The organism is Mycobacterium sp., from assembly GCF_019247615.1.
Lineage (GTDB): Bacteria > Actinomycetota > Actinomycetes > Mycobacteriales > Mycobacteriaceae > Mycobacterium.
Genome location: NZ_JAFBAT010000226.1, coordinates 15,582 through 30,958 on the forward strand (window position 1 = coordinate 15,582; position 15,377 = coordinate 30,958).

12 protein-coding genes are annotated in these 15,377 nt (G+C 68.2%); 5 read left to right on the forward strand and 7 right to left on the reverse strand.

Annotation, left to right across the window (positions count from 1 at the left end; translation table 11 throughout):
- Positions 1 to 41: 41 nt before the first annotated feature.
- Positions 42 to 671, forward strand: a complete 630-nt coding sequence (locus tag JO059_RS15660) for a class I SAM-dependent methyltransferase (RefSeq protein ID WP_293320267.1) — start codon at positions 42 to 44, stop codon at positions 669 to 671.
- Here JO059_RS15660 and JO059_RS15665 read toward each other — a convergent pair.
- From JO059_RS15665 to JO059_RS15690, 6 genes are all read right to left on the reverse strand, one after another.
- Entirely contained in the window at positions 629 to 1,684 is a 1,056-nt protein-coding gene (locus tag JO059_RS15665; RefSeq protein ID WP_293320269.1) for a glycosyltransferase family 4 protein, read from the reverse strand. The two genes, JO059_RS15660 and JO059_RS15665, sit on opposite strands and share 43 nt — an antisense overlap.
- On the reverse strand, positions 1,681 to 3,708 hold the full coding sequence (locus JO059_RS15670) for a glycosyltransferase (protein WP_293320271.1): 2,028 nt from the start codon (positions 3,706 to 3,708) through the stop codon (positions 1,681 to 1,683). The genes JO059_RS15665 and JO059_RS15670 overlap by 4 nt, the downstream gene beginning before the upstream one ends.
- Positions 3,705 to 5,168, reverse strand: coding sequence for a flippase (locus tag JO059_RS15675; RefSeq protein WP_293320273.1), 1,464 nt, complete (start codon positions 5,166 to 5,168; stop codon positions 3,705 to 3,707). The genes JO059_RS15670 and JO059_RS15675 overlap by 4 nt, the downstream gene beginning before the upstream one ends.
- Before the next feature lie 13 nt (positions 5,169 to 5,181).
- On the reverse strand, positions 5,182 to 6,645 hold the full coding sequence (locus tag JO059_RS15680; RefSeq protein ID WP_293320304.1) for a sugar transferase: 1,464 nt from the start codon (positions 6,643 to 6,645) through the stop codon (positions 5,182 to 5,184).
- 66 nt (positions 6,646 to 6,711) lie between these two features.
- Complete coding sequence (locus tag JO059_RS15685; RefSeq protein WP_293320275.1) at positions 6,712 to 7,578, reverse strand: WecB/TagA/CpsF family glycosyltransferase; 867 nt, start codon at positions 7,576 to 7,578, stop codon at positions 6,712 to 6,714.
- Between the two features lie 8 nt (positions 7,579 to 7,586).
- Positions 7,587 to 8,789, reverse strand: a complete 1,203-nt coding sequence (locus tag JO059_RS15690) for a PPE family protein (RefSeq protein ID WP_293320277.1) — start codon at positions 8,787 to 8,789, stop codon at positions 7,587 to 7,589.
- Between the two features lie 519 nt (positions 8,790 to 9,308).
- Between JO059_RS15690 and JO059_RS15695 the strand changes: the two genes are divergently transcribed.
- Together JO059_RS15695 and JO059_RS15700 are read left to right on the forward strand one after the other, a co-directional pair.
- Entirely contained in the window at positions 9,309 to 10,502 is a 1,194-nt protein-coding gene (locus tag JO059_RS15695) for a CoA transferase (protein ID WP_293320305.1), read from the forward strand.
- Positions 10,496 to 11,800 carry an amidohydrolase family protein gene (locus tag JO059_RS15700; protein WP_293320279.1) on the forward strand — a complete coding sequence of 435 codons (1,305 nt, stop codon included), beginning with the start codon at positions 10,496 to 10,498 and terminating at the stop codon, positions 11,798 to 11,800. The genes JO059_RS15695 and JO059_RS15700 overlap by 7 nt, the downstream gene beginning before the upstream one ends.
- Positions 11,801 to 11,807: 7 nt before the next feature.
- On the opposite strand, the gene JO059_RS15705 is transcribed toward JO059_RS15700, so the two are convergent.
- Positions 11,808 to 12,707 carry an alpha/beta hydrolase gene (locus JO059_RS15705; RefSeq protein WP_293320281.1) on the reverse strand — a complete coding sequence of 300 codons (900 nt, stop codon included), beginning with the start codon at positions 12,705 to 12,707 and terminating at the stop codon, positions 11,808 to 11,810.
- Positions 12,708 to 12,912: 205 nt separating this feature from the next.
- On the opposite strand from JO059_RS15705, the gene JO059_RS15710 reads away from it, so the two are divergent.
- Positions 12,913 to 15,018, forward strand: coding sequence for a molybdopterin oxidoreductase family protein (locus tag JO059_RS15710; protein WP_293320282.1), 2,106 nt, complete (start codon positions 12,913 to 12,915; stop codon positions 15,016 to 15,018).
- Positions 15,015 to 15,368, forward strand: coding sequence for a molybdopterin oxidoreductase (locus JO059_RS15715; protein ID WP_293320283.1), 354 nt, complete (start codon positions 15,015 to 15,017; stop codon positions 15,366 to 15,368). Before JO059_RS15710 ends, JO059_RS15715 begins: the two co-directional genes overlap by 4 nt.
- Positions 15,369 to 15,377: the final 9 nt, after the last annotated feature.

Sequence of the window (15,377 nt, forward strand, 5' to 3'; positions counted from 1 at the left end):
ACGAAAGCCGGCACCGCGAAATCGCCGCGCCATATCGAGATGTGGCCGCGTTCGACGATCGAGCGCGCCGCTACGATCACGGTTGGCGGGGGTATCTACACCACGAAATCAGTAGTCGCGCTGCGGATCTGGTCATCGCCAACGTCAGGTCGCCAAAACGCGTGCTCGATCTCGGGTGCGGTAGCGGCTATCTGCTGCGCGTCCTCGCTGGCCACTATCCCGACGCCACGGAGTTCATAGGCGTTGACGCCGCACCTCGAATGGTTGAGGTGGCGAACAGCCTTGCGCATGATCCACGACTAACGTTCGCCGTGGGGGTGGCCGAGCAGTTGCCCTACCCGGACGGCGGAATCGACCTGATCGTGAGCACCACTTCGTTCGATCACTGGACCGATCAACAGGCCGGACTGATCGAATGTGCGCGCGTTCTGCGCCCCGGTGCACGCCTGGTTCTGGTCGACCAGTTCTCCCGCTTGCTTCTACCCACATTGCTCACGAGCCGTCGAGGCAAGGCCCGCACCAAGCGCAGGGCAGACCGTTTACTGCTTCGCGCCGGCTTCCAGCACCCCGAATGGCACCACCTCTACGCAGCGATCATCAAAGGGGTCGTCGCACGCAACCGAAAACATCAGGCGCGCGCCGACACCTCCGCAATCACGTCCAGCAAATGATCCGCGGCTCGATCGACGGTGAATCGCCGCGCGTAGTGGCTTGCGGCCGCGGCCCCGTGTTCCGCCGCGGCGAACGGGTCGGCCAACATGTCGAAGGCCGCGGTCAACCCAGGAACGTCGTCGACACCCACCGCAGGGAGACCCGGCGGCTGGTATTCGGGCAGGCCACCGGCGGTGGACGCGATCGGCATCACGCCCAATTGCATCGAGAGCACCTGCACGCCGCTTTGGGACGCGCGCCGGTAGTGAGCGACCGACCCCTTGGCAGCGGCCAGCGTGGCGATCACATCCGCGTAGCGGAACCAGCCGGGGACGCAGCGCGCGTGCTCGGGTAGGGCGGCGGTGTCCGGCCCCCCGTGGCCGATGAGCACGAGGCTATCGCCGCGCCAGCTGCCGCCGACGACGTGTCGCCGCCATGCTTCCAGCACCACGCCGACGTTCTTGTAGGGATAGAGGCGGCCGACCATGACGAAGTCGTGGCGGCCTTGCGGCCCCGTCAGCGGTGGGACCAGCGCCGGGTCGAGGTCGCTGGTGAGCGGGATAACGTGCACGGGGGTTCCGGCGACGTCGCGGCGGGTGGCGGCGGCGGCTGCGACATAGTTGCTAAACGTTATGGTGGCCGCCGACCGGGCCCCCCAGCGATCGAATACCGCAGGTTCGTAGACCCGCCGGTGTTCGACGAAGTCGTGCGGATCGGCATCGTGCACCAGCTGAATGCGGGGAGCATGCCCGGCCAGCGCGATCCAGCGTGGATCGCGGACCAGCTCGGCCATCACGACGTCAGGCCGGTACTCGCGGACGCGGCGCCAGGTCGCCAGGCCGGCGGTCCACGACTTAGCCTTTCGCAACCGCGGATCGAGTACCAACTCGTAGTCACGGGCGGTATCGGACTCCGGGTGCTGGTCGGTGGTCACCAGTAGCACGTCGACCCCGCGCCGGCGCAGCGCTTCCGCCTGTACCCGCGCCAGCGACCGCATCCATGGCGAAAGCCAAAGCACCCGAAGCGAACTCATAAAACGGCGTTGATCGCGTCGAGGTAGGAATCGGCCATCGCTTCCACCGTGTAGTGCTTGCGCAGACGCTCGAACCCGCATCGTCCCACCGACGGCAATACGGCGGGGTCAGCCAGGATCCGGGCCAGGTGTTGCCGCCATCCCGAAACCGACACCGGCTCGACGACAAACCCTGCCCTTCCGAAATCAAGCATTTCCGGGACAGCGCAAACCGCCGACGCCGCAACCGGTACCGCCCGCGCCATCGCCTCGAGAATCACCACCGGAAACGCCTCGGAACGGCTTGGGACACAGAGCAAATCGGCGTCGGCCAGTGCGGGCCCCGGGCCTGCCGACCATCCGCGCCACTGCACTCGGTCCCGCAACTCGGCAGGAGTGCGGGCCTGCAACCTTTCCCGGTCGGGGCCGTCACCGAATATCGAAAGTTCCCAGTGCATATCGGTAAGGCCGCCGAGCGCCTCGATCAGCAGAAGCGGGTTCTTGTGCTCGACGATGCGCGTGAGCATCACAAGATGCAGCGGGTCGCCGACGGCCCGGATGCGTGGGGACGGGTCGGCGGTCACAACGACGCCGTTGGGCGCGACGAATCGCCGCCCGCTAAGCCGATGCTGTGCGGTCAGCATCTCCCAATGGCGTTGTGCCAGCACGATGAAGCCGTCCGCGCGGCACATCGCGGCGGTCAGCGGCCGTGAGTAGATGGGCAGCTCGTCATTGGGAGGAGTGTGCGCGGCAACCAACCAGCGCCGGCCGGTGGCGGCCGCGCGCCACAACGTCGCGAATCCGGTCTCGGTGTTGGTGTCGCCGCTGATGAGCACGGCCGGACCCGCCGGAATGTCGACGATCGGCGCCCACCAGGGCTGGCGCACCACGCGCACCGATTCCGGGAATTCCTGGAACACGGGGCCCAACCGCTGCATGCACACGATGGTGACCGGGTAACCGCGCCGGTCCAATTCCGTGGCCAACATCGCCTTTTGGCGCTCGGCACCGCCATAAACCAGGCGGTTGGTGGTGATCACGATTGCCGGCAGCCCCGTGCGGCGACCCGCGCCGGCGCCCTTTCGTGCGCGTCGCTTCGAACGCTGCAGTCGCTCCAGCAGCGTTGTGCCGGCCAGATACACGGTTGCCTGGCGAACGCTGCGTTGGTGTTCCAGTAGCAGGGCGGTGTTGGCGCGTGCCAAGTCGTGGTTGCGACACAGTTCTGCGGGCGCAAGGCCCGTCACCGAATTGCCGAGTTCGGCGCCGAACTCGTCGGCCAGGACCAGATGCCAGCCCGCCGCGCGGGCGCGCGCCTGCCAGTCGGCCACCTCACCCCAGCGAAGGAACTCCTCGTCGAAGCCGCCGACGGCGTTCCAGGCCGCGCGGCTGATCGCCAGGCAGGTGGCCGCCAAAGCACCCTCGACACTGTGCGATTCGGGAGGCTGGTGGGCGTAGCGGTCGGAGACGGGGGTCCCACGAAGCGAGCGCGAGTGGCCGGCGGCGGCGACCAGTGCCCGGATCAGGGTCTGGCGGCGGCTCGCGACGTCCCACGGGGCCTCACCGAGTTCCGTGTCACCGCGCACCATCGGCGAGACCGCCGCAACTCGAGGTTGGCGAAGCAGCTCTCGCGTGTGCGGCAACGAACCGATCAGGCGCGCATCGGCTTTCAGCAACAGCAGGTCGCTGTCGTTGGGGATGTGTTCGACCAGCGTGTTGAAGGCTGCGGCGAAGCCGACATTCGCCTCTCCCGCTACCCATTGCACAGCCGGGTGTCGCGCGGCGAGCTCGTCGCGACCGGCATTTCCGTCGCCGCTGCCGGCATAGACGTAAACGCGCAACTCGGGCAGGTGCTCGGCGACGGCGGCCAGGCATGCCTCGAGCGAATCCCGGCTCCTCTCCGGCACGATCAGGACGGCGAGCGAGCGCTGGGAGGGTAGCGGGCCCGTGCCGCCCACGGGGGCCTTGAGGTATGACCGGTCCATTTGGCGCTTGAGGTATGCCCGTTGCCGACGGGTCATATACGCCCGGTCCGGTTCGCGGGTCATGTCATCAGCTGCTCCCGGCGCAACGACGCCAATTTCGACCATGTCAGCGGCCCGACCGCCGCGCTGGTGGCCACATAAACCGCGGCGGCGGCGGCCAGGATGAGAACCACGTGGTGGCCGGAAAGTAGCAGCGTCACAGCGACACTGGCTGCCGTCGGCACCAGCGCCCGCAGAAGGAAGGTCACCGGCGTACGGTAGCCGCACTGACGGTGCAGCCACCAGCCGGCGATCGCCATGTTGAGCAACTCCGTGCAAACCAGCGCGACGCCGGCTCCGACTGCGCCGAACCGCCCGTCCAGGACGAGGTTGAGCGCGACGTTGAGCGCCAGGGTGGCGATCGACAACCAGAACCAGAACCGCTGACGGTGGCTGGCGAACAGGCCCTCGCCGAGGGTCGTGGCGACGAAACGCAGCGCCACCGCAACGAAAAGCAATGCCAGCGTGGGCGACCCGCGGGCGACGAACGCCTGGCTGCCGAACAACCTGATCAGGGGTCCGGCCAGCATGGCGCCCACAACGGCGACCGGGATGGCCAGGAAACACATGAGTTCCACACCGCGGCGCAGGAAGCCGGCGAATACCGCGACGTTCCGCGCAAACAGCTCGCTGGCCGTCGAGAGTGTCGATTTGAGGAAGAACTCCGACACCACCAAGGTGTTGAGCGTTATCGACGAGGCCAGCCCGTAGACGCCGACCTCGGAGTCGGTGTTCAGCAAGGACAAGATCACGGCGTCAGCGCGCCAGTACAGGACGGTGATCACCGTCACCCCCATAGGAAAGAGGCTCTCGCGCAACAGATTTGCGGCTTCCCTTGGCGCAAAGATCGGGCGCAACGAAACGTGCCGCACCGCCGCGCTGCTCTGGATGACCACCTGCAGCGTCGTCGGAACGAGCTGCACAGCCGCGAACCAGATGACATCGGCTCGTTCGGCCACCAGAACACTGATCACGGCCAGCGTGACCAGCCGGCTGAGGACGTCGGAGACGGCCACCGCGGCGAACCGCACCGTGGCCATGAACACCGGTTCGAGCCGTGTCGTCATCGTCAAGATGAGCAGCTGGCCCGACAACACCACAAGCATCACGCGCACGTCATGGTCGCGATACAGGAGCAGCCCGGATCCCGCCGCCAGCGCGGCGAGCGGAACGCAGTACACCAGCGACAGCCCGTTGTAGATTCGGACCAGGCGCTCGAGCTCGCCGCGCCCCGAGGTGGCGCGGCGCACAATGACGCGGCCGATACCGAGGTCGACCAGGCTCGTCCACATACCGACGAACGCGACCGCGATCGTGAGCTGGCCGTAGCGGCCGGGACCCAGATAGCGGGCGGTCATCGCGACCGAGATCGCCGAGGCCACCATTCCGATTGCGCGACAGATCAATTGAATCGAGAACGCGTGAGCCAACCGCGCGAGCGGAACCGATGGCGCGACCTCACTGGGCGCCATCGGCTCAGTCATGGCCCGCGGCCACCTAGTAGGCTCCGTTTTTCGCCAAGACGGCTTTCAACGTTTTCGCGATGCACATCAGGTCACCCGCCATCGACCAATTGTCCACATAGGACAGGTCCAGCCGGACCGACTCTTCCCACGAAAGCTCTGAGCGGCCTTTAACTTGCCATAGTCCGGTGACACCGGGCTTCACCAGCAGTCGCCGCCTGACATCGCCGTCGTAATTCTCGACCTCTCGCCTCAACGGAGGCCGCGGCCCGACCACGCTCATGTCTTGTTTGATCACATTGATGAATTGTGGGAATTCATCGATGCTGAATCTGCGGAGTATTCTGCCGACTGGCGTGACCCGGGGATCTTTACGCATCTTGAACAATATGCCGCCGGCTCCCTCATTGAGCGGCAGCAGGCGGTCGAGTTGCTTATCGGCGTCCACTACCATTGTTCGAAGTTTAAGCATCGTAAAGGGCTCTCCGTTGATCCCAATACGTTCGGAATGGTAGAAGACAGGTCCTTTGCTCGTCAGCTTGATCGCGATGGCCGCGGCGATGAGAAGCGGCGATGCCAGTAAGAGAGCCCCCAGCGAGAAGCAGAAGTCGAAGGCGCGTTTTTGAAATTGCTGGGCTCCGCTATATTGCGGCTTCTCGACATGCAGCATCGGAAATCCGGCGATGGGCTGCAGGGACAGTCGCGCTTCCGCGACGTCCCATACCCCCGGCGACACCAGGAGGTCGACGTCCATCGTTTCCAATTGCCAGATCAAGTATCTGATGGCGGTGATGCCGAAACCCTTCGTCTGGGTCACCACCACCGCGCCCGCACCACAGCGGTCGATCGCAGCGAGCACATGCGATTCGTCACCGAGTATCGGGAGCTCGTGGCCCTCAACTGTCAGAGTCTCGCCGCTGGGCGGACCGGATCCCGGTATGCAGGCACCCGCGACGACAAAACCGTCGCAGGGATTATGGTCCAATTCGCGCACCACGCGGCAAACGTTATGCCGATCTCCAATCGCCAAGACCGTCGTCTGGTAGTCGCCGTGCTCGCGCCTACGACGGACATGCCGGCGCCAAATGCTGCGGCTCGCCAGCAATCCCGTCGTGCCCACCGGAAGTGCGACCGCCAGGTAACCCCGGGCCAGCTCGACCCGGACGAGCAGCGTCACCATCGCGATGATTCCGAATGTCCAGAATGACGCGCTGCCGATCCGTCGGTATTCGTCGATCCCGGCTCCGATGACCCGCGCCGACCGCGTTTCGAATATCGCAAGAGACGACAGCCAGAGCATCACGAATACGAACGAAAAAAGCGTCATCACCGGGCCCGGATAACCCGAAATGTTCGGCGAATGCCCGAACCGGACGAACTGAGCAAGGAACACCGACCCGCAAACGATCAGCGAGTCGCTGATGCTCAGCAGGCGCGAATATCGCTGGTGCCAGTGCCGCGAGGTGCGCCGTACGACGTTCCCGCTGGGCTCGGGCACCGCGGGCGTGGCGGCCCGCGAAGCGCCGAGTCGCGGTTTAAGCAACGTCATGTTCACTCCTTTGGCCTACGCGCTCGCCGTTTCGGCGCAGACGGCGGATCGGCGGCCGCCGCGCATTTCGGCACCATCACTCGTAGACAAGGCCGCGTAGTACGCAGCGGGATAGCAGATGAGCTGCGCGCGCGCCGCGCGCAGCAAGGCGATCGGACCCTGCAGCAGATAACGGCGGGCCAGCCGGCGCGGCTCCTTGATCAACCGGTACAACCATTCCAGACCGGCCTTCTGCACCCAGTCGGGCGCTCGCCGCGTCCTGCCCGCCACGAAATCGATGGCTCCACCGAAGGCCAGGAAAATCTTTGCGCCCGTCGCGGGGCCGTATTGGTCGACCCAGTGCTCCTGCCGCGGCTTGCCCAGGCTGACGACGAGGATGTCCGTGCGAGCGGCGCGGATTTTCGCGGCCGAGCTCTCCGAACAAGACGCGACGCTGTCGACGTCGGGTGCCCACATACCCGAAATCTCGAGCGCTGGATGACGCCTCCGCAGAACCTCGGCAAGGAGATGATGGGTTTCGGCGGTGCCCCCGAAAAAACCCACCCGTCGGCCGGTCCGTTCAGCCAACCCCAAAACCGCCGGAAGGAGGTCCGCGCCGGTGACCCGGGGCCACGGCCTGCCGGTAAGCAGTGCACCCCGCCAGGCGATCGGCATGCCGTCGGCCAGCAAAAGCCATTCCAGCGGACCCGCGGGCGCCGCGCCGATCTTCCGGAAGTGGTACAGGTGGTCGAGGTTCACCGAGCCCACGGCCAGGCCAACGTGGGATGCGGATTGCAGTCGCGCTGCAATGATCGCCACCACCTCGTCGAATTCGCGGCGCTCGACGACGTTGCCGCTGATAGCCATGCGCACAGGAGCCGCAGCAAGCAGGTCCTGGGTCATGTCACGCCCTACCCGTACCCGCCAGACGGCGGGCGTGTCATCACGGTCGGCACCATCCCGTACCTGGGCCCGGGCACCCGGCTGGAACCGGCCGCACCGCCGCGCGGCGCGGCGCCCAACATGCTGGGCGGGACGTTCGCGCCGTTGAGACCCGCGTCCGGCAACGCCGCGGCGGCGCTCACCTTCGCCGTCGGGATCACGCTGGTCCAGCTGGCCGGGACCGACAGCGGCCCCAACGAGGCCGCGTTGCCGGCGCCGGCCGTCACGCTTGACGCGAGCGATGCGGCCGTAGCGGCCCCCGCGGCCGCACCCTCCGCCGCCGCACCCTCCGCCGCCGCTCCCGCCGCTCCCGCCGCTGCCGCCGGCGTGGCGGCGGCGATCTCGATGGCCTGCCCGGACTGGGCGATCCCGAAGATGGATGCCATGGAATAGAGGGGGGTCGCCGCCGCCGTGAAATAGCTGGGAATGGCGTAGACCGGGACGCTCGCCAGGCTGATGCCGGTCGGTGTCAAAAGGAAGGAAGTAAGGGATGAAAGGTTGGCGGCGGGTGTCGCCAGGGGTGATGCGAGCCCTTGCAGGGCGGCGGGGACAGCCGACACCACGCCGGCCAGCGACAGGTGCTGTGTTCCCGCTGCCGCCGCGGACTTGGCGGCCGCGGCGGCCTGCCCCGCCACGCCGGCCGGGTTGACGACCTCCGGCGGTGACCCGAACGGCGTCAGTGCGGAGGCGGCGGCCGAGTGCGCGGCATACTCGTACATCGCCACGGCGTCCTGCGCCCACATCTCGCCATATGCGGCTTCGGTGGCCGCGATCGCCGGCGAATTCTGCCCGAAGAAGTTGGTGGCGACCAATGCCGCGAGTTGAACGCGGTTTGCGATCACCGCCGGTGGGGGCACCGTCGCCGCGAATGCAGCCTCGTAGGCCTCCACCGCAAGCATGGCCTGGCTGGCCGTCTCGGCTGCCCGCGCGGCGACCCCCGCGGTCCACGCCATATACGGCCCCAGGGCAGATGCCATGGACAGTGACGCCGGACCAAGCCATCGCCCGGTGATCAATCCCGCAACCGCCGACCGGTAAAACCCCGCGGCCGCGTGGACTTCGGCCGCCAAACCGTCCCACGCTGCCGCGGCCGCCGCCAACGATCCCGCGCCGGGACCGGCATACATTCTCGCGGAGTTGATCTCGGGGGGAATTGCGCCAAAATCGATCACGGCAAGTCCCCGGCGCTCAATGTGCTAGCGCCCGGCAGCGCCTCCGGGCCGCTTGGATGCGACATCAGGAACCACCCATCTAGCTAGGGCACGACCTCAAGGGTCGTGCGTGCCCCCGTCGCCGCCCTCATGTCGGCGGAAACTTATGAAACGTCCGTTTTCATTCGCCGAAGAATAGGCGCTTTCGGCGCGCTCACAAGCGAACTCGCTGCGGACACGCCATAAAAGGTCCTAATGGTCCGGCTTGGGGACCAAGGTCCCCGGCATGGGTTGCCGACCCCACCCATAACGACCGTGCGGCCCGTACCCACGCCTGCGAGTGTATCTCATGACAAACTGCGTCTACAGGGCAAGCGCGATTTAGATACCATAAGTTCTTTTTCAGGGCGTCAAGCCGACCACGAGTCTGTAGCTCTGTGCTCAGCGCGCATGACGGTCGCATCGCGTTTTGTGACCTGGTTCACCGGACGTCAAACACGCAGCGATGACGACGAGCACCATAGGAGTGTGTGTTCGGCGGTGCCCGGATGGGCCAGCAAATGGGGTGAGAGCGGGCTGGCGTACCTGACCGGCCCGCCCGCCGGGCCGCCCGACTTCTCCCGCGCCAACGTGCTGGCCCGCGCCGAGCACGTGGCCGCGGCCGTCGGTCAGCGACTGGGTATCGCCGTGGACGCCTCTGCCCTGCTGGCCGGGCGAGCCGGGCTGCTCGGGCTGACCCGGGGCGGCCGGGTGTCCGCCGGGGGTGCCACCCGGTTGCTGCCGGCCCGGGACGGCTGGTGCGCGATCACGCTGTCGCGCCCCGACGACGTCGCCGCTGTTCCCGCGCTACTGCAGTCCGATGAGGTGCCGATCGACCCCTGGCCGGCGCTGGGCCAGTGGGCGGCGAGGTGTCCGGTGTCCGTCGTCACCGAGCGGGCCGCGCTGCTCGACATCCCGGCGGCCGGCCTGGGCGAGGTCGCCGCCGCGTCGCCACAGGCGCGGCACCTCGGGTTCCGGTCGGACCCGCGTGGGTTGGCCGGCCTGCTGGTCGCCGACCTGTCCTCGATGTGGGCGGGTCCGCTGTGCGGGCAGCTGCTGGCCCGCGCGGGAGCGACCGTTGTCAAGGTGGAAAGCCGGCGCCGTCCAGACGGCACACGCACCGGCAACCGCGAATTCTTCGACTGGATGAACAGCAAAAAGCTCTCCTACGCCATCGATTTCGAGGCCGACGCCGAGGAGCTGCGCGAGTTGCTCTCGGTCGCCGACATCGTGATCGAGGGCTCACGCCCCGCCGCGCTGGAGCGCCGGGGGCTCGGGCCGCACGACGTCGCACCGCGGCCGGGCCGAATCTGGTTGCGCGTCAATGGGTACGAGCAACCGAGGCCGGCGTTCGGCGATGACGCCGCGGTGGCCGGTGGCCTGGTGGGCGCCGCCGACGGGGCCGGTTTGAAAGGACCGGTGTTCTGCGGCGACGCCATCGCCGACCCGCTGACCGGGCTGGAGGCGACCGTGGCGGTGCTCGAATCGCTGAGCCGGGGCGGCGGCGAACTGATCCACGTGTCTATGGCCGCGGTCGCCGCGACGTATGCGGCGTTACCGACCGAACCGTCGGCCGCGCCCTACCCCGCGCCGCCGCCGCGGCCACCGGCGGCCTGCGCCCCGGCGGCCGAACTGGGCGCCGACAACGACGCCGTACGCCGCATGGTCTCCGAAAGGCGCTGCCCGTCGTGCTGATTCACCGCGCTACGTTGCTGGACGGCCGAACGGTCGACATCCGGGTCGGCGCGCAGATCGACCAGGTGGGTGACGACCTGGTGGCCGGCAAGGGGGAGGGCGTGCTCTACGCCGGCGGCGGAACCGTCCTGCCCGGGCTGCACGACCACCACGTGCACCTGCGCTCGGCGGCGTCGGCGCTGGATTCGTTCTTCGTCGGGCCCCCGGGCGTCAGCACCAAAGCCCAACTGACACAACTGCTCTCGAACGCGACGCCCGGCCCGGACGGGTGGATTCGCGCCGTCGGCTACCACGAGTCGGTCGCCGGCGAGCTGGACCGCACGGCCCTCGACGCCGTCGTGCGCGACGTTCCGCTGCGCATCCAGCACCGCAGCGGTGCGCTGTGGATCCTCAACTCCGAGGCGCTGGGCCGGGTCGGCCTGCCCGAACACCCCGACGGGCGCCTGCGCAGCGCGGACCGCGGCTGGTCCGACGCGCTGGCGCAGCGCGAAACCGACCTGGCCGACCTCAGCCGCCGCATCACCGCGACCGGCGTCACGGGCGTTACCGACGCCACCCCCGACCTCGGCGCCGACGACATGGTTGCGCTGTTGGTGGCGCACCGTCGCGGCGAGTTTCGGCCGCGGCCGAGCTTCCTGGCACCGGGTAAGAAGATCCTGCAGGACGATCGCCTGGACCTGGACTCCCTGACGGCCTGGGTCGCCGAGCAGCACGGCAACGGCCGCCCGGTCGCGGTGCACTGCGTCACGGCGGCCCAACTGGTGGTCACGATCGCGGCCCTGCGCGCGGCCGGTAGCCATCCGGGGGATCGCATCGAGCACGCCGCGGTGGTGCCCGACGACAACGTCGCCGACCTGGCCGACCTCGGCGTGACCGTGGTGACACAGCCCAACTTCGTCGCGGAGCGCGGCGACCAGTACCTCACCGACGTGCCCGCCGACGAGCACGGCCAGCTGTGGCGGGTCGCGTCGCTGCTGGACGCGGCCGTCCCGGTGGCGCTGTCCACCGACATGCCCTTCGGACACGGCGACCCGTGGACGGCGATGCGGGCCGCGGTGTACCGCACCACGCCCAGCGGTGCCGTGCTCAACGGGAACGAATGTGTCTCGGCGCTAACGGCTTTGACGATGTTCCTGGGTCGGCCCGATGATCCGGGCCGGCCGCGAAGCGTCGAAGCCGGGCAGCCGGGGGATCTCTGCGTGCTGACCGAGGCGCCGGCAACGGCCCTGGCGGAGCTGGACGCCGGCATGGTCGCGGCCACCGTCATCGGCGGCGAGCTGGTCTACTTCGCGATGTGACGGGCGCTCAGGCCGGCGCGAGCGCGGCACGCAAAATTTCGCACTGGCTGTCGAAAAACCGCCGCGCCACTGGGGCTTTGCGTGCCACCACGTCGAACCCGTGGAACGCGCCGGTAACCACCTCGACGTGACACGGCACCCCCGCGTCGATGAGGCGCTGGGCGTAGGCCAGGTCCTCGTCGTGGAACAGGTCGTGCGTGCCGACCCCGATCCACGCCGGCGGCAACCCGCTCAGGTCGTCGCGGCGACCCGGGACGGCGACCGCCGGGTCGGCGCCGCCGAGATAGGCGCTCCAGCCGAACCGGTTGCTGCGCGTGCTCCAAAGGCGGTGGTTCGGGCTTGGGCCGGTGGCCGAACTTCGGTCGTCCAGCATCGGGTACACCAGCACTTGGAACGCCGGGCTCACCTCGCCGCGGTCCCGGGCCAGCAGCGCCAGCGCCGCCGCCAGGCCGCCGCCCGCGCTGGCGCCGGCGATCGCCACGCGCTTGCGGTCCACCGCGGGCAGGCCGGCGAGCCAGGTGAGCGCCGAATAGCAGTCCTCCAACGCCGCGGGATACGGGTACTCGGGCGCCAGGCGGTATTCCACCGACGCGACGGTCATGCCCAGCCTCGAGCTGAACCGGCGGGAAATCCAGTCGTCCTGCTGTGCCGTGCCGATCACGTATCCGCCGCCGTGGATCCACAGCAACGCGGGTGTCGGTTCGCTCGCGCCCGCCGGCCGGAACAGCCGGACGCCGGCCCCCGATCCCAGGGTGATCACCTCGACCTCGGGTGAGGCGGGTTTGCGCCGGCGCTCGCTCAGCCCGCCCAGGGTCCGCATGATCGGCAGGCTGCGCGGGCCGATCATGTGCCGCGGGGCGATGCGGGCGATGCGGCGCAGGTCGGGGTGAACGTCGTCGTTCGGCATCGGTCAAGTATCCCGGGGCCGAAAGCACACGAGGCGCAGGGACCCGTGATCTCGCGGTAGTCGTGCGGACAACCGGCGGAAATGCCTTGGAAACACGGCCGACGTACCTTCGGCGGTAAGCGCCGATCGGGGAGGCGACGTGGGAGGTACATTCAGCCGGGCCGGCCAAATGCTTGCCGGCTCACCAGCTAAGCGGTGATCGCCAATGGCGTTGGCGCCAACGAAGACTCATTGCCCGTACTGCTCTTTGCAGTGCGGGATCACCCTCGACGTGTCGGCAGGACGGGTCGAGCTTGCGCCGCAGGACGACTTTCCTACCAATCGTGGCGGCCTATGCGCCAAAGGGTGGACGGCAACCGATTTGCTGGCGCACCCGGAACGGCTGACCAGGCCGTTGGTCCGCGACGACCGGGCGGCCCCGCTGCGTCCGGCAACCTGGAATGAAGCGCTGGAACGGATTGTCGCGGCCTTCCAGAAGGCGCAACAGGATTACGGCGTCGACGCGGTCGGATGTTTCGGCGGCGGGGGACTGACAAACGAAAAGGCCTACCAGCTAGGTAAGTTCGCGCGCGTCGCGCTGCGCACCTCGGCGATCGACTACAACGGCCGGTTCTGCATGTCCTCGGCGGCCGCGGCATCCAACCGGTCGTTCGGCATCGACCGCGGGCTGCCCTTTCCGCTCGCCGACGTCGCGGGGGCCGACGTCATCCTCCTCGTCGGTGGCAACCCCGCCGAAACCATGCCACCCGCGATGCAGCATTTCGACGACGGCCGGGCCAAGGGCGCCAGACACATCGTGGTTGATCCGCGGCGCACCGCGACGGCAGCGCGGGCCGACCTTCATCTGCAGCCCGTCCCAGGAACGGACCTCGCCCTCGCGAACGGCATGCTGAACGTCTGTGCCCGCGATGGGCTCATCGATCGGGCATACATCGCGGAACGAACCGCTGGATTCGACGCGGTGCGGCGCGCGGTGCGGCTGTACTGGCCGGACCGGGTCGAACGGATCACCGGCGTGCCGGAGAAGGACATCGTGGCCGCGGCGCGGATGCTGGCGGGGGCTGAGCGGGCGATGATCCTGACCGCCCGCGGCGCCGAGCAGCACAGCTCGGGCACCGACACGGTGCAGGCCTTCATCAATCTCGCCCTGGCGCTGGGCTTGCCGGGGCGCCCGAACAGTGGATTCGCGACGATCACTGGCCAGGGCAACGGGCAGGGCGGCCGCGAACACGGGCAGAAGTGCGACCAGCTGCCCGGCTACCGCAAGCTCGACGACCCCGACGCGCGCGCCCATGTCGCGCGGATATGGGGGATCGACCCCGCCGACCTGCCGTCGTCCGGGCGGTCGGCCTACGAGATGCTCGACGGCATCGGCACCGGCGGCGGGGTGCGCGCGCTATGGGTGATGGCTTCCAACGTCGTTGTCTCGGCGCCGAACTCGCTGCGAGTCGCGGAGAAAATCAAGCAACTGGACTTCCTCGTGGTGTCCGACATATTCCTGTCCGAGACCGCGGCGCTGGCCGATGTGGTGCTGCCGACGACACAGTGGGCCGAAGAGTCGGGAACCATGACCAACCTGGAGGGCCGGGTGATCCTGCGTCGGGCGGCTCTGACGCCGCCCGACGAGGCGCGCAGCGACCTCGACGTGATGGCCGACCTGGCGAAGCGCCTAGGGGTGCACGGGTTCTCGGCCGATCCGCAGGAGGTCTTCGAGGAATTGACCCGCGCGAGCCAGGGTGGAAAGGCCGACTATCGGGGGATCAGCTACCAACGCATCGACACCGGCAAGGGCGTGTTCTGGCCGTGCCCGTCGCCGCTGTACCCCGACACCCCGCGACTGTTCCTCGAGGACTTCCCGACGCCCGACCGCCGGGCCCACTTCCATCCCGTCGAACAACCCGGCGCCGCCGAGGTCCCGGATGACGAATTCCCTTACTACCTCACCACTGGTCGCGTGTCGAGCCAGTACCAATCCGGGACCCAAACACGCAGGGTCGCACAGCTTGCCGAGGCGGAGCCCGAGCCGGTGGTCGAGCTTCACCCCACGTTGGGCAGCCGTGTCGGCGTCGGCAGCGGCGACAAGGTGCGGCTGCAGACGCGCCGCGGCGAGGTCGTGATGACGGCGCGGATGAACGACGGCATCCGCCCCGACACCGTGTTCGCGCCGTTCCACTGGGGTGGCGCGGCGAGCATCAACCGGCTCACCAACCCGGCCCTGGACCCGCATTCGCGGATGCCGTCGTTCAAAGTCTGCGCGGTATCGGTGTCCAACGCCGTGAAATCCGATGCACCGGAAGGAGATGAGACATGAATGATGGCAGCACACCTCGATTCCTGCAGGGAGCGTTCACCTTCGACGGCAAGGGGTATGAGTCGCCGTCCCTGCTGGACGCGTCCCTGCGCTACGTCGTGCCGGCCGGGGCGATCACCCAGCCGGTCTACTTCCGTGGCGGCAACAGCACCGACGAGCTGGTCACCATCTTGCTGATGCGCGACGGCGCCCCGATGCGCTACTTCCCGATCGGGGCCAAAGACGCCGTGCACGTGCCACTTCGGGTGGTCGAGGACCTGATCGTCGACACCGTCGTCGAGGTGTTCGTCGCCGCCCCCGACGGGCTGAGCGGCACCGTCTTCGTCGACATCGGGCTAGTCGAAATCTAGGGCGCGCCA

Excerpts from the sequence above, each read along its gene's own strand:
- JO059_RS15665 (WP_293320269.1), bottom strand. The coding sequence starts at position 1,684 with ATGAGTTCGCTTCGGGTGCTTTGGCTTTCGCCATGGATGCGGTCGCTG.
- JO059_RS15670 (WP_293320271.1), bottom strand. The coding sequence starts at position 3,708 with ATGACCCGCGAACCGGACCGGGCGTATATGACCCGTCGGCAACGGGCA.
- JO059_RS15675 (WP_293320273.1), bottom strand. The coding sequence starts at position 5,168 with ATGACTGAGCCGATGGCGCCCAGTGAGGTCGCGCCATCGGTTCCGCTC.
- JO059_RS15685 (WP_293320275.1), bottom strand. The coding sequence starts at position 7,578 with ATGACCCAGGACCTGCTTGCTGCGGCTCCTGTGCGCATGGCTATCAGC.
- JO059_RS15705 (WP_293320281.1), bottom strand. The coding sequence starts at position 12,707 with ATGCCGAACGACGACGTTCACCCCGACCTGCGCCGCATCGCCCGCATC.
- JO059_RS15710 (WP_293320282.1), top strand. The coding sequence starts at position 12,913 with ATGGCGTTGGCGCCAACGAAGACTCATTGCCCGTACTGCTCTTTGCAG.
- JO059_RS15715 (WP_293320283.1), top strand. The coding sequence starts at position 15,015 with ATGAATGATGGCAGCACACCTCGATTCCTGCAGGGAGCGTTCACCTTC.